Raw genomic sequence first — 18403 nt, 5'->3', positions numbered from 1 at the left:
TCTCCTTAACAAGGAGAGGGGTGCGGTGGAGGGCGGGGTGAGGTAATACTCATGAATGCAACGCGCGTGTGACCTCACCCCGGCTTTGGCTTACGCCAAAACCTCCCTTCTCCTTACTAAGGAGAGGGGTGCGGTGTAAGGGCGGGAGTGAGGTGAGACCAGTGCTGCAGGAGGGTCTCCCTCCGTAGGCATCTGGCGAACCCGGAGGGTCAAATTAACACCGAATCACAGCTTAAACGTTCTACGTATCTATTTCACTGCAGCACAACTACTAGTAGGTGCTGGCTGCTCCCGTTGTGGGCCAGTCTTAGTCGGATCATAACCAACCAGCACCACCTGACCTTTTTCGTTATATATCCAACCCTGTGCTGGTATTATCTGTTTGACAGGTGGCTTTTGAGATGGCTGCTTTTGTGTTGCATTTGTTGAACCTACCGTAAGAACAACAGGTTTGATTAAATCAACTCGCACATTATCACTACTGAGGATTTTATTAGGATCAGTTGGAAGTCCGCCGCGTCCGGTAATGGTAAAGCTGCTACCATAACCTTTGGTACAGGGGTTTTGGGCAACCTGCTGTGCAGGATCAACCACAGCTTCTGTCAATTCAAATAACCCACGAGTTGGGTCAATATCAGGTGTGTTGATTTGCACTACACCACTGAACTGTAGACCAAGGTCAGAACTGGCGGTGATATCACTCAATGGTGTTTCTTGCTGTCGATACTCAATACCAAAGATACCGCCTTTAGTATTGATGGTTATCCGACCACCAGAACTCTGTTGTGCTTTGGCAGTGATGTCACTATTTTCTGATGGAAAGGCGACGAGATTACCAGCATTAATGGTGATATTGCCGCCAGTTGCTAAGCCAGTGGCATTGGTGGTTATCTTGCTACCACGACGCAACAGCACATAATCGCGAGCGCGCAAATTGATATTTCCTTGCCCCCCTACTGTGTCAGCGTTGATCGTTGAGCCATTGTCCAGACGGATAGAGCGAGCATCAACTTCTATATCGCCAGCAGCACTATTATTACCAAAACTGCTAGCAGTGATTTGAGCACCATCATTGAGGGATACTCTTCGAGCGTTGATACTGATGTTGCCACCTTTGCCTACACCTTGTGGTTCCACAGTGCTGGCGATGCCAGTGTTACTGCCTGCAAGCGAAACGAAATCCGATGCTCGCACCGACACATTGCCTGCATTTCCTTGTCCATAGGTGCTGGCAATAAGTCTGCCAGTATCGCTCAAGGAGAAGGAACCACTTGTAATCGCAATATTCCCCCCATTACCTTTCGCTCCCGTGTTCACAAAGCTGAAAATACCACTGTAAAATCCATCCTTTTCGCCAGCAATCGTAACAGGTCCAGTGACATCAACAGTGACATTGCCCGCATCCCCCCTTCCGGCTGGCTGGGTGTCGGATGCTTCACTAACTAAGGTTCGCAGTTGAGCACCATCTTTGAGTGATAGTGTTGCAGCCTTGATGTCGATATTGCCACCTTTGCCCTCACCTCCTGCTTCCACAGTGCTGAAGATGCGAGTGTCACTACCTGTAAGCTCAACTGCACCCGATGCTCGCACCGACACATTGCCCGCATTGCCTTGTCCAGCAGTACTAGCAGACAGTCTGCCGCTATCGCTTAAAGAGAACGAACCAGAGGAAATAGTAATATTGCCCCCATTGCCCGTCGTCCCCGTTTGCGCAAAGCTGAAAACCCCACTGTAAAATCCATCCTTGATTCCAGCAATTGTTACTGGTCCTGTGACAGAAACACTGACATTGCCTGCATCCCCCCTTCCGGCTGGCTGGGTGTCAGATGCTTGACGAACTGCAGTTCGCAGTTGAGCACCATCTTTGAGTGATAGTGTTGCTGCCTTGATGTCGATATTGCCACCTTTGCCTACACCTCCTGCTTCCACAGTGCTGAGGATGCGAGTGTCACTACCTGCAAGCTCAACAGCACCTGATGCTCGCACCGACACATTGCCTGCATTTCCTTGTCCTAAGGTACTGCTATTCAGTATGCCACCATTAGTTAAAGAGAAAGAGCCAGAGGAAATGGCAATATTTCCCGCATTACCTATAGCCCCTGTTTCTACATAGTTGAAAATCCCACTGGAAAATCTCCCAACCCCAGTAATCATAACAGGACCTGTAACATCAACAGTGACATTGCCTGCATTCCCCCGTCCACCGGGTTGAGTGTCAGATGCTTGACCACGAACCCCAGCTGCTAGTTGAGCACCATCCTTGAGTGAGAGTGTTGCAGCATTAATGTTGATGTTGCCACCATTACCCACACCGGTTGATTCTACAGTGCTTAAGATACCCTGATTAACAAGCTCAACCGAACCGGACGCTCGCACCGACACATTGCCTGCATTCCCTTGTCCATATGTACTGGCTTCCAGTAGAGCGCCATCGCTTAAAGAGAAAGAGCCAGAGGAAATAGCAATATTACCCCCATTGCCTGTCGCTCCCGTGTTAACTCGGCTGAAAATCGCACTGGCAAATCCATCCTTTACTCCAGTAATTGTTACTGGTCCTGTGACAGAAACACTGACATTGCCTGCATCCCCCTTTCCAGCTGGCTGAGGGGAAGATGCTTCACGAACTGAGGTTAGCAGTTGAGCACCATCTTTGAGTGATAGTGTTCCTGCCTTAATGTCGATATTACCTCCTTTGCCCACACCTCCTGCTTCCACAGTGCTGAAGATGTACGCATCGACAAGCTCAACTCCACCCAACGCTCGCACGGACACATTGCCCGCATTTCCTTGTCCACTAGTGCTGGCTTGCAGTAGAGCGCCATCGCTTAAAGACAAGGAGCCAGAGGAAATTGTAATGTTCCCCCCATTGCCCACAGCCCCTGTTTCTACATCGCTGAAAATCGCACTGGCAAATCCATCCTTTACTCCAGTAATTGTTACTGGTCCTGTGACAGAAACACTGACATTGCCTGCATCCCCCTTTCCAGCTGGCTGAGGGGAAGATGCTTCACGAACTGAGGTTAGCAGTTGAGCACCATCTTTGAGTGATAGTGTTCCTGCCTTAATGTCGATATTACCTCCTTTGCCCACACCTCCTGCTTCCACAGTGCTGAAGATGTACGCATCGACAAGCTCAACTCCACCCAACGCTCGCACGGACACATTGCCCGCATTTCCTTGTCCACTAGTGCTGGCTTGCAGTAGAGCGCCATCGCTTAAAGACAAGGAGCCAGAGGAAATTGTAATGTTCCCCCCATTGCCCACAGCCCCTGTTTCTACATCGCTGAAAATCGCACTGGCAAATCCATCCTTTACTCCAGTAATTGTTACTGGTCCTGTGACAGAAACACTGACATTGCCTGCATCCCCTCTTCCAGCTGGCTGATCGCCAGATTTTTGACGAACTACGGTTAGCAGTTGAGCACCATCTTTAAGGGATACTGTTGCAGCCTTGATGTCGATATTGCCACCTTTGCCCTCACCTCCTGCTTCCACTGTGCTGAAGATGTTCGCATTTACAAGTGAAACAGAATCGTTGGCTCGGACTGACACATTACCCGCATTTCCTTCTCCATAAGTGCTGGCACTCAGTAGAGCACCATCAGTAAGTGAGAAAGAGCCAGTTGTAATGTTGATATTGCCACCATCGCCTTGTGATCCTGCTAGTACTCGACTGCGCACGACAGCGTTCGATGAAGCATTAAAGGATTTGCTATTGATAAAAATATTCCCAGCATTACCAGAAGCACCATCAATTGTCTGGTTATACACACCACTCTCTGTTTGACTCAGCCCAATACCAGAGATATTGAAATTATTTACATTAACAGTAATATCCCCTGCGTTTCCCACTCCCTCAGTTCCGGCTGTCAACCGTCCACCATTGGTTGCAGTAAAAGTATTTGCATTAACTACAATGTCTCCTCCTCCATTCCCCCGCACAGCTACTCGTGCATCATTAGCCAGGGTGATATTCGACAGCAAACTATCATTCGGGAAATTAAGTTTAAAAGTATTACCACTAACATCTAGTCCAACAGTTCCCGCCCCTGCCAATCCTCCTAACTCCACTCGTCCGCCTGGTACTGTGATTCTCCCATCATCTGAATTGATGTCACCACCAACTAGTGCTAAAGAGTTTCCAGAAGGAACAGTCAGACCAATAGGATTGCCACTATTATCAACAATTGTCGGCTGATTGGACTGATTGGTGATATTTCCCGGATTATTCCGAAATCCCAAGCCAATCGGAACATTTATCGTTAACAATGGCGGTGCTTGCGGATTCGTCGCACTAAACTCAAAATTATTCTTAAAAATCAAACTATTTGCCGTACTTCCCAAAAAAGAACCACCCACATCCAACCGGGCATTTGGTCCAAACAGAATTCCATTCGGGTTGATCAAGAACAGGTTCGCATTGCCCAACACACCCAAAATACCCTGAATGTTCGAGACATTACCGCCAGTCACTCTGGTGAGTATGTTTGCAATCCCCTGAGGATTAGAAAAATAAGCTCCTCTACCTGCATTTATATTAAATTCCTGAAAACTGTGGAACAGGTTGTCCCCACGAATTGCGCCTCCATCAATCCTGTCGCTAGGGATGCCCTTAATGTCAACATTGGGAGCAACAACAGAATTTTCTGCACCCAGACTGTTGTCGGGAGTGATTTGTGCTCTTGCGATGGTAAGGTAGCTAAGGCTTGCTAGGGTAGCTAGGGGTAAGGCGAAGAAAAAGATTGGGTGACGCACTTTTTTTTTGCTCAGCATTTTAGGAGTTTTGAATATGGGGTTGGGAAAAATACTTTAAAATAAGTAAAATTGCGGCTATTCAGTATAGATACCAGGTTTGTACGCAAAAGAATACATATTTGTAATATTTTGTGACAAAGTGTTGTTATGTGTAACAACCCTAAATTATTTGTGAAAAACAAGATTCCCGACTTCTTCAAGAAGTCGGGAATCTGACTTGCATAACATATAAATTTTTTCTTGTTTTACTTGTATCTTCTTTTGTCCGCCTTGTCTTCCTTATCTTCCCTGTCCCAATAACTGTGTAATATCTTTTAAAGCAACCCCGTATAAAAAGCGGTAGTGCACGCCTCTAACTAAGGTTGATTACACCCTTAACAGAAGAAAACAGAATAACACCCCGTGACTGAAGACGAACAATTTAAGTATGCAAAAATTTTCAGGAAATCCTCTCATCCTAAAGTAGTATTTTATACGTATTTCCAAAGATTGGATTAAAATGAGCGTGTGAGCTAGTTTGAGTTTTTCCGGTTCCTAATCAAAGTCTGTGGGCAAATCTGGATCGCGGTAATGCTGGAAAAGTCTGGTGATTTGAGCTGGGGTTACACGCCCAAGGGATAGTTCTGGAATGTTGTCTTCAGGAAAAAAACCCACTTCCTCTGTTTCAATACTCGCCGATGGGGAACCACCAACAAGTTCACACAGAAAAAAGAGCTTGTAGATGTAATGCTGATGCGGTGTATGTCCTTGTCTGTTTCTGTCATAGACAGCCAGCACTTTGATCGCGCGTGTCTGATATCCAGATTCTTCAAAAATTTCTCTAACAGCTGCTTCACTGGGCGAGTCGCCAATATCCGCCCAGCCACCAGGTAAAGTCCAACAACCGTCCAGCCTTTCTTTGACTAACAATATAGTATTGTCGCGAAACACTACTCCACGTACGTCAACTTTGGGCGTTGCGTATCCCACTTCACGAGCGAATAAATCAAGGATATAGCTGTGTTCGACATTTGAGTATGTTGACATGATTTCAGCGGCGATCGCCTGAAGCACTTTATAGCGCTCAATGTCATAAGGATTTTCGGTAAAAGTTAAACCATTTTGGGCGATCGCCTGTAATTTTTGCGTCCATTCCAGCCATTTCGGTTCCACAATTTTCTCCCTATATTTTGTAGAGACGTAGCACGCTACGTCTCTACATTGGTTTTAGATATTAGCCTTTATGCTTCATCTAACGCCACAATACCAGGTAATTCCTTACCTTCGAGCAGCTCCAAACTAGCACCGCCACCAGTCGAGATATGGCTCATTTGATCAGCTAAACCAACTTTTTCCACAGCAGCTACGGAATCACCGCCGCCGATGATGGTGGTTGCGCCGCCTTTGCTGATTTCGGCGAGTGTGTGGGCGATCGCTTCTGTTCCTGCAGCAAACTTCTCAAACTCAAACACACCCATTGGACCGTTCCAAACCACACTCTTGCAATCAGCAAGGGCTTCTTGGAACACTTTTATCGAATCAGGTCCGATATCCAACCCCATCCAACCATCAGGAATACTTTCCACGCTAACGGTTTGAGAATTGGCATCAGCAGCAAACTTATCTGCTATAACCACATCTGTGGGTAGCAAGAAAGTGACGCCCTTTTCTTTTGCCTTAGCTTCCAAAGACTTTGCCAATTCTAGCTTATCTTCTTCCACCAATGACTTACCGACACTCAAACCACGAGCTTTAAAAAAGGTGAAAATCATTCCACCGCCAATGATGAGTTTGTCGCACTTTTCCAAAAGGGCTTCAATCACGCCAATTTTGCTGGAAACTTTGGAACCGCCGATAATAGCCACCAAAGGACGCTGGGGATTTTCGATCGCGTTTTGCAGATACTGCAATTCTTTTTCAATCAAATATCCACCCACAGAAGGACTCAGGTACTTCGTCACGCCTTCGGTAGAAGCGTGAGCGCGGTGTGCGGTACCAAAAGCGTCATTAACATACAAATCGGCATTTGCTGCCAGTTTTTTGGCAAATTCTGGATCGTTTTTCTCCTCTTCTTTGTAGAAACGGACGTTTTCAAGTAGCAAAACTTGTCCATTTTGTAAAGCCCCAACTTTCGTTGCAACTTCATCGCCGATAGAGTCGTCAGTTTTGACAACTTCTTGCCCCAATAACTCAGACAGACGCTTAGCAACCGGAGTCAACCGCAGTTTGTCATCTACACCCTTGGGACGCCCAAAATGGCTCACTAAAATCACCTTAGCTCCCTTCTGCGTCAAATCCTGTATAGTAGGCAGAGCAGCACGAATGCGAGTATCATCTGTAATTTTGCCAGAATCATCAACTGGTACGTTAAAATCAACTCTCACCAGGGCGCGTTTACCAGACAAGTCTTCTGCAGATAAATTTGCTAAAGTTTTCTTGGACACGGCACAAACCTCCTGATTGCCTGTTTGTTATGTTTTGATGAGTACAACCATCCAGATTTTACCGATTCATGGGGGCACAGGTGAATCCGAATGTTTAAAACAGTTCTGTTTCCAATTGATCAAAGTCGAGAAGCACGCGAAGCAGCCGAAGTGGTTGTTAATATAGTGCAAAAGTATGGTAGTAAATTGGTGCTACTGAGTGTAGTTGAGGAACCCGCCGCAGACTCGCCCAACGGGGATGCCATGTCCTCACCAGAAAAAGTAGCCCAACTGCTAGAAACAGCCAAATCCCTGTTTGCTGGGCAAGGCATTTCAGCCGAAGCCTTGGAACGGCAAGGCAAACCTGCTTTTACCATCTGTGATGTGGCAGATGATATAGGAGCAAATTTAATTGTCATGGGTTGTCGAGGGCTAGGCTTGACTGACGAGGGATCGACTGATAGCGTTACCACCCGCGTGATTAATCTTTCTCCTTGCCCAGTCTTAGTTGTGCCGTAGGGAGTGAGGAGTAAAAATGAATTAAATTTTGCTGAGTGCGTTAGGATGACGTTCGTAACGCACTATATGGTTTTTATTGCGCAATTTTGATTGTGAAGCTCAAAACGTGTGACCACCACACACCCCAGGAGTTTTTTTAATTCCTAGGGAACCGTTGCTTAGATTTCTAGTTAATATTTGTGTTGCTTCAGCTTTATCAGTTGGATCTAATGCTAATAGTTCGTTTTCTAATTCTTTGACTTTCATAGTTAATCTCGCGTTATCAAGCGGTTTACTAAAATTTTGACTTACTCAGCAGTATTAAAGTCATCCAGTACTAACACTTGCAATTCGGTAACGCGCTTGAATGTCACATCATTAGTCAAAAATGCCTCACAACCTGCTGCTACAGCAACAGCAATTTGAAAAGCATCAGGTAATTGTAAGTTATATCTGGCTCGGATTTGAGCAGCTTCTAGTGCTATGCTTGGGTTAGTAATTGGCTGAAAGATAATATTTTCTGTTTGAAAAAATAACTCAATGTATAGTTGTTGTAATTCTGTTTGTTCTAAACGATAGGGACGCACTAAACACTCCGCTAAAGTGACTGGTGAAATCACACCTATCGGGGAACTCTCCTCAATCCGAGCGAATATTTCTCTAACAATTGGCAAATACTGCGGGTTTTCCTCGACAGCATAAATGACTGGTGCACTATCCAAAAACAGGCGCGTTACACCCTGTAAACTCTCCTCAACAGTCATTCTTGTTTCCTTGATTCCATTTCTTCAATTTCTAACTCTGGAAACTCCCCGCGTCTCATGCGTGTGATATATTCCTGAGCATCCATACCGCCTAAGTGATTGGGTGCAATTCCGATAAATTCAGTTACTTTGTGGCGTGGCTTGCGTGTAATCTCGCAATGTTGTAGTCTTTGTGTCAGGTAGGCAATGAGACGCAATTGCTCATCGGGTGTGAGTGCGTCTGCTTGTTTCATCATTTCCCGTAATTCTTTAGACATTAACTCTTTAATGTATTTGATGTATCACACTCAACTGAAAACCGCCATATCAGCGAAATAGGCGAAAGAAGCGGTAAAGTAGACGAAAAACTAGAGGGATTAAAAATGGTGCACTGAATATCATACTCCAGACGAAGGTTGGTGAACCTAGAAAGGAAAAGTCTTTATAGGATGTCACAGGTGGTTGTTTGGCGGAAATAGCAGTAGCGGTTATGCCGCTGATGGCTAGCCCGATACCTGCGAGTGCTATAGTGTTGTCTAGAGCGCGATCGCTCTTCGTTTGTTCTAAATCAATGATACCTTGGACAGTACTATTGAGATTTTCCAGTAAAGTTAATCCAGGGTTGAGATTGGCAAGATCTGCTTCTACTTGTCGCTGATATTTTTTAGCGTAAATCTCGCTATCGCTGAAGGTTTCTAAAAACTTTAAATCGCTACCTGTATATTTTTTATGCATATCAGCTAAACGAGATTTGTAATTATCTAAGTTTAATTGAATTGTCCGGTTTTGATTCTCTAGATAATTTAAAGCAATAGTATAATCAGACAAGTTAATTAAGTTAGCTGATAATGTTTCTTGTAGCTTACTAAGTTTCAGACTGTTGGTTTGCAATAGCTTTGGTAACTCACTAGCTTGCTTTATTGATGGTTGTATTTCTACATATTCTTTTTTGAGAACTGTTTTTTGATAACGGCTTTGATAGTAAGACCAAACAACTTTATGACGGTATTGCCATAAGCGTATAAATTCGTAATAGACACTTTGCACCCGCTTTCTCATGTCATCGGGTGAAATATTATCGGGAAATAACCAGATTAAGACATGATGACTTTCTTGTCTAAACTTTTCCCAAAACTCTTTACCATTGACGCCTAAGTTTTGGGGAGTGTACCACAACTCAAAAATTGTTCCTGATTCTAACTTGCCCTTGCCAATCAAATCTCGTTTCCAGTCGTAATTACTGACAATTTGTGTGTAGCACTTCTGGGCAATCTCTTCTATTTCTGCATCGTTCTTTTGACTTGTTAGTTTGCCCCAAACTAACCAAGTTTGTCCTATTGTGCCTGTTTGCCCAGAGATGTGTTGCGTAATTTCTTGTTTGAGTTTCAAGAAAGGTTCATCTTTTATGTTTTGTCGTTCATCGTTATATCTACCGTTAACATCTCGTTTTCCAGAGTCGTTAACCTGGAGGGCGTAGGTATCGCCGATTTGCAGGGGATAATAGTAACCATCTAGCGGTGATGGAAATTGCCTAGTTCTGGTGTCGAGTAACTCGATAACATCAACGTCTGTATTTTGATACTTATGGAATTGTGTATACTTTTCCTCAAAGCTTTGCTTGTCTAAATCACCATAGAATTTTTGACAGAAATTGCGGCAGTTTTGGTCAATTTTTGACTGCTCTTGCCCTAAGCCATCCTTCAAGTCATAAAGGAATAAGTCTATACTGGGATAAATAATTTCCTCTGACATTTTATCGACTCCGAGAAATTAACTGCCAAAGCCGTTGCAAAAGATTTCGTTTTGCTTTTGCAGCAGCAACAGAATCTTCAGCACTAAAAGTATCGATTGCTGAGTTCGTGAGTTCTTGATTCCGTTCGTTTGGCAGAGGGAGTGGCGGCAAACCTTTACTTCGTATACCAGCTTCTTGTTTCAAAGCTGTCAATTCTTGTTGGTAAGCTTCATCTAAAGGTGGATAACTTTCAGCTATAACATCGAGGTTGCCAATATTGTTTGGATTGGCTTTTAAATTTTCGGCGATCGCATGAAGTTGCTTTTGGATATCCGCAGGCAAAGACTCATTTAGCTTCGCTAAGGCATTCAGGAAAGCGGTAATAGAAATGATATCGTTAGGTTGCATAAGAATTCGTGATTAGTGATTAGTTATTTTCTCGTTCCTCAGATCTTGCATCATACTTTTCGTCCGCCAATAAATAAATTTCTTGGCTCAAAGTCTAAGTCCGTTAAAACGGACTGAGTAGTTTTCCAGTCCGTTTTAACGGACTTGGTTTATTAGCCCAGAACTTGAGTTCTGGGCGTACTCAGCCGCAGATGCAAGATGTTGGTGACAATACTTCAAACCTTCCTCATAGCTTGCCAATTTACCTTCATAGCCGCGCTGGTTAAGATGGGGATTGTTTCTAGCAATTGCACTCATAAAAGCCAGCAGGGGATCACAACTCACTGAACTTCCCGCAGCAAAACCTCGGTTAATCCAAGCTTCATGTTTGTCGGGTTTGAATTCAATAGCTTTGTCGTAGGATGCGATCGCTTCTTCAATTCGCCCTAAGTTACCCAGCGCCACGCCCCGGCTGTACCAAGGTGCATCATCGTCGGGTTTGAATTCAATAGCTTTGTCGTAGGATCCGATCGCATCTTCAAATCGTCCTAAGTTAACCAGCGCATTGCCCCGGTTGTACCAAGCTTCATGTTTGTCGGGTTTGAATTCAATAGCTTTGTCGTAGGATGCGATTGCATCAGAAAATCGCCCTAACTCAGAAAGCGCATTGCCCCGGTTGTTCCAAGCTTCATGATAATCGGGTTTGAATTCAACGGCTTTGTCGTAGGATGCGATCGCATCTTCAAAGTGCCCTAAGTTAAACAGCGCCACGCCCCGGTTGTTCCAAGCTGCATTGTCGTCGGGTTTGAATTCAATTGCTTTGTTGTAGGATGTGATCGCCTCTTCCATTCGCCATAAGTTACGAAGCGCCAACCCCCGGTTGTCCCAAGCTTCATGTTTGTCAGGTTTGAATTCAACGGCTTTGTCAAAGGATGCGATCGCTTCTTCAAATCGCCCTAAGTTAAAAAGCGCCCCGCCCCGGTTGTTCCAAGCTTCATGGTAGTCGAGTTTGAATTCAACGGCTTTGTCGTAGGATGCGATCGCACCTTCAAAATCCCCAGCATCAAATTGCTCATTACCTCTGTCAAACCAAGCTTCTGCTTCTCCCTCCTCTCTTGCCTCTGCGCTCTTGGCGTCTTGGCGGTTCGTTTCTCCTCCCCTCCCCAACAACCGCCTCCCAATCTCACCCGCCACCTCACCCACTTCCCCAACACTCAACTCTCTCAACCGCACCATACGCTCAGCTAACTCTGTATTCTCAGCACTTGATACCAACAATCTTTCCCCAAAGCGCCGCAACCACTCCACCAAAGCAGCCTGAGTGATATTCTTTGCATCCAAAAAACCCTTTACCCGTCCGCGACTCCAGCCCTCATTTACACCTGCCAACAGTTGAAGGAACAACGCTTCATACTCAGCATCTGTCGGCTGTCTCCGTGATTCTACCTTCCTCTGTTCCCCCGTCTGAGGAGATTGCTTACTGCCAAATAACCGCTGAAAAAACCTTTTGAGCCACTGCCAAAGTCGCCTGAGCATCTGCCGCACTTGTGTATCGCATTTATCTTGTATTCTAGCAATTTCACTTTATTCGCCCAACTCCTTAAACAACTTCGCCAACACCACATTAGAGAATAAAAATCCCTCGGGATCAGTCAACCGCAACCTTTGTTGCACAACTTCCACCCAACCTTTATCAAAGTATGGTTGCAAACACTCGTGAATCTTCTCTACCTTCTCTTCCCCAAACTGTTCTGCTAAAACTGCCAAACTCACACCTTCTGCCAAACGCAACCCCAACATTAAAGTTTCTAATAAAACTTCATCTGGTGATGTGACTTCACAATCAATCACACCGCCATCTTGCACCCACTGATAATACTCCTTCGTTTTACGCGGACGGGTGAACCGTTTCCCTTCTACATAACTTGCAGCACCCATACCAAAGCCATAATACGGGCGATTTTCCCAATAAACTCGATTATGGCGACATTGATGTCCCGGCTGTGCATAATTGGAAATTTCATAATGGTTGTAACCTGCACCAGTCAAAATTTTCTGTGCCATGCGGTACATTTTGACTGTAGTTTCATCAGTCGGTAAAGGTTGATCCCCGGCTTTGTAGTAACGACCAAAAGCAGTTCCAGGCTCAATCGTAAGGTCGTATATTGATATATGCGTGGGTGCGCTCGCAACCGCTTTTTCTAAAGACTCCTGCCACCTATCTAAAGTCTGATGCGGTAAACCCGAAATTAAGTCTATACTGAATTCGGGAATCCTCACCTGCCGAATTAAGTCTACAGCTGCGAATATATCAGAGACGGAGTGCGATCGCCCACAAGCTTGCAATAAGTCTTCTTGAAACGCTTGTACACCTAAACTTATCCGATTTACGCCTGCACTGCGGTAGCCTTGTAAGTGTACCAAATCAAAGGTACCTGGGTCTATTTCCATCGAAATCTCTGCCCCAGCAGATACACCAAACCGATTGTCAAGCGCTTCCAATATCCGTTGTAACTGTTCTGTAGACAAAAGAGAAGGAGTACCGCCACCAAAGAAAATTGTTATCAATGGTTGAGCTAGGGCAGGCGTGATGGCAATTTCTTGACATAGCACATTAACATATTGGGAGATAGTGCCAGATGTTTCACCTCGCAAACGCTCCCCCACAACGGATACAGGGAAATCACAGTAAAAACATCGCCTTCTACAAAAGGGAATATGAATGTAAGCAGAACTGGGAATGCTAGAAGTGGAAACTTTTTGAATCATCTTAATAAAGATTTAAATTGTGTTTGACACAATGACGAATTTACCCAAATTATGTCATTTATATTTTTTTATCGTTTTACAACAAAAAGATTAAAAAGATAAAGCATAAAAGTCTTTGGTTATAATGATTGCAGATGTTGTCATACTAAGCGCTTAGTATGACTGTAAATGCTTAGAAATTTCCACAACCGAGGAAACAAAAAATACTTGAGTTTTTCAATTAACTACAGTTGCAGGAAAGCCATACAACAATGTTTGATGCCATCATTATTTTCTCATTCATCCTAGCAGCGGCGGGCGTAGGTTACTACAGCACGGATCTGTTACCTGCTGCGGCACTCTCCAAAGTTTCTAACATGGAAGCTTTACGCCTGGTTGTCGCTATTTTTGCCGCCATATTTGGGGGTGCATTTGGATTAAGTTTCCAAACAGCATATCGTCGCTTGGAGGCTAAAGTCCGAGAACTACCACTTGAAGTTATTTTAACTCGTGCCATTGGATTAGTCATTGGACTGTTGATAGCAAACTTAATGCTTGCGCCTCTGTTTTTGCTACCAATTCCAGCAGATTTTAGTTTTATAAAACCGCTGGTTGCTGTTGTTGGTAGTATCATACTGTCCTACACTGGTATGAATTTAGCAGATAGCCACGGACGTGGATTATTAAGGTTGATTAATCCCAGTACTGTGGAAACAATGGTTGTGGAGGGAACTCTCAAACCTGCCAACACTAAAGTTGTAGATACCAGTTGTATTATTGATGGTCGCATTGAAACACTGCTAGAAACTGGATTTTTAGAAGGACAAATTATCGTGCCGCAGTTTGTCTTGCAAGAATTGCAACAAGTAGCAGATGCAAACAAAGATCTAAAGCGAGTACGCGGAAGACGAGGACTAGAAATTCTCAACAGAGTTCGGGCAGCATATCCTGAACGTATCCTGATCAACTCAATTGATTATGAGGATATTACCACAGTTGATGCTAAACTAGTGCGTTTTGCTCAAGAAATCAACGCTACACTGCTAACCAATGACTACAACTTATCCAAAGTTGCTAGCGTCCAAAAAGTACCTGTGTTGAATGTTAACGATTTGGTGAACGCAGTGCGTCCTACCTATCTACCTGGTGACAACATTGACCTTAAGATTCTCAAAGAAGGTAAAGAACCCAGTCAAGGCATTGGCTATTTAAATGATGGCACAATGGTTGTCGTTGAGGAAGGTAGCAATTATGTAGGAAACGAACTCCGAGTCGTTGTTACAAGTGCTTTACAGACTTCCGCAGGAAGAATGATTTTCGCTAAGCCGCAAGCTTCAGCATTAGCATGAAGGCAATGGCACGTCCAGTTCGAGTTAAACTTTGTGCTCGGTGCAGCCAAGCTGCACCGACTCTTTATCGGGTAAAGTGTGAAGAAGATGGAGATTGGATTTTTGTTTGTCCTGAATGTTGGCAACACGTGAGTCAGGATAATCCGTTTTATGTTTATGGCGGAACGTGGAAGGCAAAGAAAAAGCATTAGTAGAGCAGGGAACAGGGAACGCTTAACAGGGAACGCTTAACAGGGAACAGGGAGGGGAATTCCGTGGAATTGCGTTAAAAATCGCTCAAATTCCCTTACCGCTCATAAATCTCAAGAGGTAGATTATCTGGATCTTTAAAAAAAGTAAATTTCTTACCAGTTATTTCATCGATCCTAATATCTTCCACCTCTACCCCTTTCAATTCTAAATAACTAACCGTTTGCTCGATATCATCAACCTCAAAAGCCAGATGCCTTAAACCACATGCCTCTGGATTACTGCTTCTTTCTGGAGGATTAGGGAAAGAAAATAACTCGATTTGATGATTTTCTCCTACCTTTAAATCTAATTTATAAGAATTTCTCTGAGCACGGTATGTTTCATTAATAATAGGGAAACCTAAAATTTCTGTATAAAACTTCTTAGAGCGATCATAATCAGAACAAATAACAGCTATATGATGAATCCTTGTAATTCTCATTCTTTTGTTTTCTCTTTCTCTGCTTTCTGGTGCGTCCACCGCGAACGAGTGCGGGAGGAACATCCACACCGCAAATTCGCTCTCTGCGGTTCATTTCTCCTAAAGGCAGGCTTTTGCCTGCCCGACAAACTAAGAATCCTGCAAAATAGTCTTGGACACAATTCTAGTTTTCTTGCGATCGCTCTCCGATAACTCTTCACCAGCCTGCAAGCGAGTGGCAGAAGTTTGCAACACCGTTGCTGCACTTTTATCGCCCATTTGCAGGGCAGTTTTGGCAGCAGTTTGCAACATTGTTGCTGCACCAGCGCGATCGCCCTGTTGCAATTTTGCTTCTGCTAGTTGTGTTTGCCGATATTTGGCTAACGCCAAAATATGTTGCTGCACTTGAGGAGTCGCTGAAGGTTGGTAGCCTTGTACCACATTCGCTTCAACTGGGATGTTTTCTGAAAGTAACCCTGTTTTATTTTGGGCTGGATCATCGTAGCGGACTTGCAACCTGGCGATCGTCTGTCTACCTTGTGGCAAATGTCCCAAGTAAATATTTGCCAAAACGATCCGTTCCACATCTTTCATCAAATCTCCCAAGCGCACAGCAAGACGTCCATCCGCTTCTGGTTGGACTGGCAATTCTATTGTGTCTGGGGAAACTTGGGCAATAGGTTTTAGTTCTGCAAAGCGTACATTAGGTACCAGAGAAAATAGTAAATAAGCATTCGTCAATCCTACTGTTTGAATACGGTTGAAAAGGCGACTAAACTCATCTATTGCTTGATCGGGTTGCTGAATGTAGGACAAAGTCCCACTTGCAGCATCAGCGATTTTTTCCAGAACATCCTGGTTCCAATTATCGCCAAATCCTAAAGTATTCAAAGTTAAGTTATAGCTAGCAGCCAACTGTGCAAATTTCAGACAGCGGTTATTGTCACCGTGTTCATTTTCACCGTCAGTTAAAAGAAAAAGTTGAGAAATTGTTTCTTTTTTTCCTTTAGCCAATTCCTCAATACCTAAGCGTAAACCTTCATCAATAGCAGTTCCACCATCGGCAGAAAGGCGATTAATTTGCTGTTTAATTCGCTCTGGGTTTTCAATAATTTGATTAGGGATTAAAACATTGGCACGGTGATCAAAAACAACAATGCTGAGGCGATCGCCAGGATTCAGTCTGTCAACAAGACGAATCGCTGCTTTTTTGACAGTTTCTAAAGGTCGCCCATTCATGGAACCACTATGGTCGAGAACTAGGCATAAATTCAGTGGAACATTGCGATCCAGATCTTGTGCGATCGCAGAAATGGAAATTGCCAACTGACGTTGACTGTTGGTTTGACTGGCATCTAAGTTGCCATCATTGAGAGCAGGCTGTAAGTTAACCTTCATAACCCCCCAAGATTCCTAAACTGACCATACATATTTATAAATAACTTCAAAGTACAGTATTAGCACTTCGGAAAACTTATCCAACAAAAACTTTAAATAATTTTCCCAATAAACTAGGCGAGCAAATAAGCTAATAAAATACTTTTTGTACTTTCCTTTATACCCTAACTTCTTTGGAACCTTATACCCTAGAGAGAAATCCACACCTGCAAGCGAGCAAGCATAGCGCTAGGATGTACTACAGTTAATGGTATGAATTTAGGCAACAGTTGCTATGGAAAATTCCATCATCAAGGCTGTGCAAGCGGCTTACGGCGGCGACAGCTTCTACCGAACACCGCCGCCAGATTTACCTTCTCTAATGTTAAAAGAACGTATCATATACTTGGGCTTGCCCTTGGTTTCACCAGATGAGTATAAGCAGCAACTGGGAGTAGACGTAACAGAACTTATTATTGCTCAGCTTCTGTACCTACAGTATGAAGATCCAGATAAGCCCATTTCTATCTACATCAACTCCACGGGCACTTCTTGGTACACTGGTGATGCCATAGGATCTGAAACAGAAGCTTTTGCCATCTGTGATACCATTAAATACATCAAGCCACCAGTCAATACGATCTGTCTGGGTTTTGCTATGGGTACAGCGGCGATGATTCTCTCTTCTGGAACGAAGGGACACCGTGCTAGTTTACCGAATGCGTCGATTGTTCTGCACCAAGCGAAACGTGGTACTGGCTACGCTCAAGCGACAGACATTCAAATCCAAGCACAAGAAGTGCTAAAAAACAAGCAAATGATCCTGGATATTCTCTCACGGAATACAGGGCAGCCTACGGAGAGAATTGCCAAAGATTTAGATCGCAAATTGTACATGACACCCCAACAAGCCAAAGAATACGGCTTGATTGACCGGGTTCTAGAAAGTACCAAAGAACTTCCTCAAGCATTGGCTGCTGCTGTTCCTCGTTAAATCTTATTATTCGTTAAAAACAAGAGAATCTTATGCCGATTGGTATTCCTAGAGTCCCTTTTCGCTTTCCTGGGGAACCTTATACCCAGTGGATTAATCTTTACGAACGCCTTGCTTTGGAGCGCATCATTTTCCTGAGTGGAGAAGTGAGCGACGGTATGGCTAATGCCATCATTGCCAGATTACTCTACATGGATTCCGAAGACCCAAGCAAGGATATTAGTATCTACATCAACTCCCCTGGAGGTTCGGTGACAGCAGGTCTTGCCATTTATGACACTATGATGCACATTAAAGCAAATGTGGTCACAATTTGTGTCGGGATGGCAGCTTCTATGGGTTCGTTCCTGCTAGCAGCTGGCACCAAAGGCAAACGTTTGGCTTTGCCTAATACCCGAATTCTGATTCACCAACCTCTAGGCGGTGCTCAAGGGCAAGCCACCGATATTGAGATTGAAGCTAGGGAGATTCTGAGAATGCGGCAGCAGCTTAATGAAATGCTAGCTGCTCGCACAAGTCAACCCATAGAAAAAATTCAAAAAGACACAGACCGTGATTTTTGGATGTCTGCTCAAGAAGCAAAGGAATACGGTTTGATTGACCGTGTGATTGAAGAACGTTAGTCGTGAAGTCCGGATGAGGAGGCAGAGCGCCATGAGTCGGTTCCTCGACTCATGGCGGCTGCTGTGGGGATGACGAAGATAAGCGAGAAAAATCTTCTCCACTCCCCCCTTCTAGGCATGGCAGGGTGTCAAAAAACTGTGAA

The 18403-nt window shown here is 44.3% G+C and carries 17 protein-coding genes; 5 read left to right on the top strand and 12 right to left on the bottom strand.

Translation table 11 applies throughout. From position 1 onward, the window contains the following. Nucleotides 1-249 precede the first annotated feature (249 nt). The 3 genes from DP114_RS24635 to DP114_RS24625 form a co-directional block, all read right to left on the bottom strand. Nucleotides 250-4773, bottom strand: coding sequence for a two-partner secretion domain-containing protein (locus DP114_RS24635; protein WP_172195295.1), 4524 nt, complete (start codon nt 4771-4773; stop codon nt 250-252). Nucleotides 4774-5289: 516 nt separating this feature from the next. Next, nucleotides 5290-5907, bottom strand: a complete 618-nt coding sequence (locus tag DP114_RS24630; protein ID WP_171977373.1) for an NUDIX hydrolase — start codon at nt 5905-5907, stop codon at nt 5290-5292. Nucleotides 5908-5975: 68 nt separating this feature from the next. Further along, complete coding sequence (locus tag DP114_RS24625) at nt 5976-7178, bottom strand: phosphoglycerate kinase (protein ID WP_169264501.1); 1203 nt, start codon at nt 7176-7178, stop codon at nt 5976-5978. Nucleotides 7179-7268: 90 nt separating this feature from the next. On the opposite strand from DP114_RS24625, the gene DP114_RS24620 reads away from it, so the two are divergent. Next, complete coding sequence (locus DP114_RS24620) at nt 7269-7676, top strand: universal stress protein (RefSeq protein ID WP_171977372.1); 408 nt, start codon at nt 7269-7271, stop codon at nt 7674-7676. 99 nt (nt 7677-7775) lie between these two features. Here DP114_RS24620 and DP114_RS24615 read toward each other — a convergent pair whose 3' ends face one another. The 7 genes from DP114_RS24615 to hemW form a co-directional block, all read right to left on the bottom strand. Beyond that, entirely contained in the window at nt 7776-7922 is a 147-nt protein-coding gene (locus DP114_RS24615) for a hypothetical protein (protein ID WP_169264455.1), read from the bottom strand. Nucleotides 7923-7963: 41 nt separating this feature from the next. After that, the gene (locus DP114_RS24610; protein WP_169264499.1) at nt 7964-8419 is read right to left on the bottom strand and encodes a type II toxin-antitoxin system VapC family toxin; all 456 of its coding nucleotides are present in this window, start codon (nt 8417-8419) and stop codon (nt 7964-7966) included. Continuing rightward, on the bottom strand, nt 8416-8676 hold the full coding sequence (locus DP114_RS24605) for a hypothetical protein (RefSeq protein WP_169264498.1): 261 nt from the start codon (nt 8674-8676) through the stop codon (nt 8416-8418). Before DP114_RS24605 ends, DP114_RS24610 begins: the two co-directional genes overlap by 4 nt. 49 nt (nt 8677-8725) lie before the next feature. Next, nucleotides 8726-10150, bottom strand: coding sequence for a hypothetical protein (locus tag DP114_RS24600; RefSeq protein WP_216669934.1), 1425 nt, complete (start codon nt 10148-10150; stop codon nt 8726-8728). A 1-nt stretch (nt 10151) separates the two neighbouring features. Beyond that, nucleotides 10152-10538 carry a hypothetical protein gene (locus DP114_RS24595; protein ID WP_171977371.1) on the bottom strand — a complete coding sequence of 129 codons (387 nt, stop codon included), beginning with the start codon at nt 10536-10538 and terminating at the stop codon, nt 10152-10154. Between the two features lie 135 nt (nt 10539-10673). Continuing rightward, on the bottom strand, nt 10674-12053 hold the full coding sequence (locus DP114_RS24590) for a tetratricopeptide repeat protein (RefSeq protein WP_171977370.1): 1380 nt from the start codon (nt 12051-12053) through the stop codon (nt 10674-10676). Nucleotides 12054-12101: 48 nt separating this feature from the next. Continuing rightward, nucleotides 12102-13286 carry a radical SAM family heme chaperone HemW gene (gene hemW, locus DP114_RS24585; protein WP_171977369.1) on the bottom strand — a complete coding sequence of 395 codons (1185 nt, stop codon included), beginning with the start codon at nt 13284-13286 and terminating at the stop codon, nt 12102-12104. Between the two features lie 251 nt (nt 13287-13537). On the opposite strand from hemW, the gene DP114_RS24580 reads away from it, so the two are divergent. Continuing rightward, entirely contained in the window at nt 13538-14614 is a 1077-nt protein-coding gene (locus DP114_RS24580; RefSeq protein WP_169265925.1) for a PIN/TRAM domain-containing protein, read from the top strand. A gap of 5 nt (nt 14615-14619) precedes the next feature. Then, a complete protein-coding gene (locus tag DP114_RS24575) occupies nt 14620-14805 on the top strand; it encodes a hypothetical protein (RefSeq protein ID WP_171977368.1) in 186 nt (61 codons plus the stop codon). 95 nt (nt 14806-14900) lie between these two features. Here the strand turns inward: DP114_RS24575 and gloA2 are convergent, their stop codons facing one another. Next, nucleotides 14901-15287, bottom strand: a complete 387-nt coding sequence (gloA2, locus tag DP114_RS24570) for an SMU1112c/YaeR family gloxylase I-like metalloprotein (RefSeq protein ID WP_169265955.1) — start codon at nt 15285-15287, stop codon at nt 14901-14903. A gap of 129 nt (nt 15288-15416) precedes the next feature. Further along, nucleotides 15417-16664 carry a vWA domain-containing protein gene (locus DP114_RS24565; RefSeq protein WP_169265927.1) on the bottom strand — a complete coding sequence of 416 codons (1248 nt, stop codon included), beginning with the start codon at nt 16662-16664 and terminating at the stop codon, nt 15417-15419. Between the two features lie 274 nt (nt 16665-16938). Between DP114_RS24565 and DP114_RS24560 the strand changes: the two genes are divergently transcribed. Next, nucleotides 16939-17637 carry an ATP-dependent Clp protease proteolytic subunit gene (locus tag DP114_RS24560; RefSeq protein ID WP_169265928.1) on the top strand — a complete coding sequence of 233 codons (699 nt, stop codon included), beginning with the start codon at nt 16939-16941 and terminating at the stop codon, nt 17635-17637. Between the two features lie 32 nt (nt 17638-17669). After that, nucleotides 17670-18260 carry an ATP-dependent Clp protease proteolytic subunit gene (locus tag DP114_RS24555; RefSeq protein WP_169265929.1) on the top strand — a complete coding sequence of 197 codons (591 nt, stop codon included), beginning with the start codon at nt 17670-17672 and terminating at the stop codon, nt 18258-18260. Nucleotides 18261-18403: the final 143 nt, after the last annotated feature.

Origin of the sequence: Brasilonema sennae CENA114, assembly GCF_006968745.1 — a bacterium.
Taxonomy (GTDB): Bacteria; Cyanobacteriota; Cyanobacteriia; order Cyanobacteriales; family Nostocaceae; genus Brasilonema; species Brasilonema sennae.
This window is presented reverse-complemented; position numbering and strand designations above follow the sequence as displayed.

Coding starts and splice junctions, on each gene's coding strand:
- DP114_RS24635 (WP_172195295.1), bottom strand. CDS start 4,773: ATGCTGAGCAAAAAAAAAGTGCGTCACCCAATCTTTTTCTTCGCCTTA.
- DP114_RS24620 (WP_171977372.1), top strand. CDS start 7,269: ATGTTTAAAACAGTTCTGTTTCCAATTGATCAAAGTCGAGAAGCACGC.
- DP114_RS24615 (WP_169264455.1), bottom strand. CDS start 7,922: ATGAAAGTCAAAGAATTAGAAAACGAACTATTAGCATTAGATCCAACT.
- DP114_RS24610 (WP_169264499.1), bottom strand. CDS start 8,419: ATGACTGTTGAGGAGAGTTTACAGGGTGTAACGCGCCTGTTTTTGGAT.
- DP114_RS24605 (WP_169264498.1), bottom strand. CDS start 8,676: ATGTCTAAAGAATTACGGGAAATGATGAAACAAGCAGACGCACTCACA.
- DP114_RS24600 (WP_216669934.1), bottom strand. CDS start 10,150: ATGTCAGAGGAAATTATTTATCCCAGTATAGACTTATTCCTTTATGAC.
- DP114_RS24595 (WP_171977371.1), bottom strand. CDS start 10,538: ATGCAACCTAACGATATCATTTCTATTACCGCTTTCCTGAATGCCTTA.
- DP114_RS24590 (WP_171977370.1), bottom strand. CDS start 12,053: ATGCTCAGGCGACTTTGGCAGTGGCTCAAAAGGTTTTTTCAGCGGTTA.
- hemW (WP_171977369.1), bottom strand. CDS start 13,286: ATGATTCAAAAAGTTTCCACTTCTAGCATTCCCAGTTCTGCTTACATT.
- DP114_RS24580 (WP_169265925.1), top strand. CDS start 13,538: ATGTTTGATGCCATCATTATTTTCTCATTCATCCTAGCAGCGGCGGGC.
- DP114_RS24575 (WP_171977368.1), top strand. CDS start 14,620: ATGGCACGTCCAGTTCGAGTTAAACTTTGTGCTCGGTGCAGCCAAGCT.
- gloA2 (WP_169265955.1), bottom strand. CDS start 15,287: ATGAGAATTACAAGGATTCATCATATAGCTGTTATTTGTTCTGATTAT.
- DP114_RS24565 (WP_169265927.1), bottom strand. CDS start 16,664: ATGAAGGTTAACTTACAGCCTGCTCTCAATGATGGCAACTTAGATGCC.
- DP114_RS24560 (WP_169265928.1), top strand. CDS start 16,939: ATGGAAAATTCCATCATCAAGGCTGTGCAAGCGGCTTACGGCGGCGAC.
- DP114_RS24555 (WP_169265929.1), top strand. CDS start 17,670: ATGCCGATTGGTATTCCTAGAGTCCCTTTTCGCTTTCCTGGGGAACCT.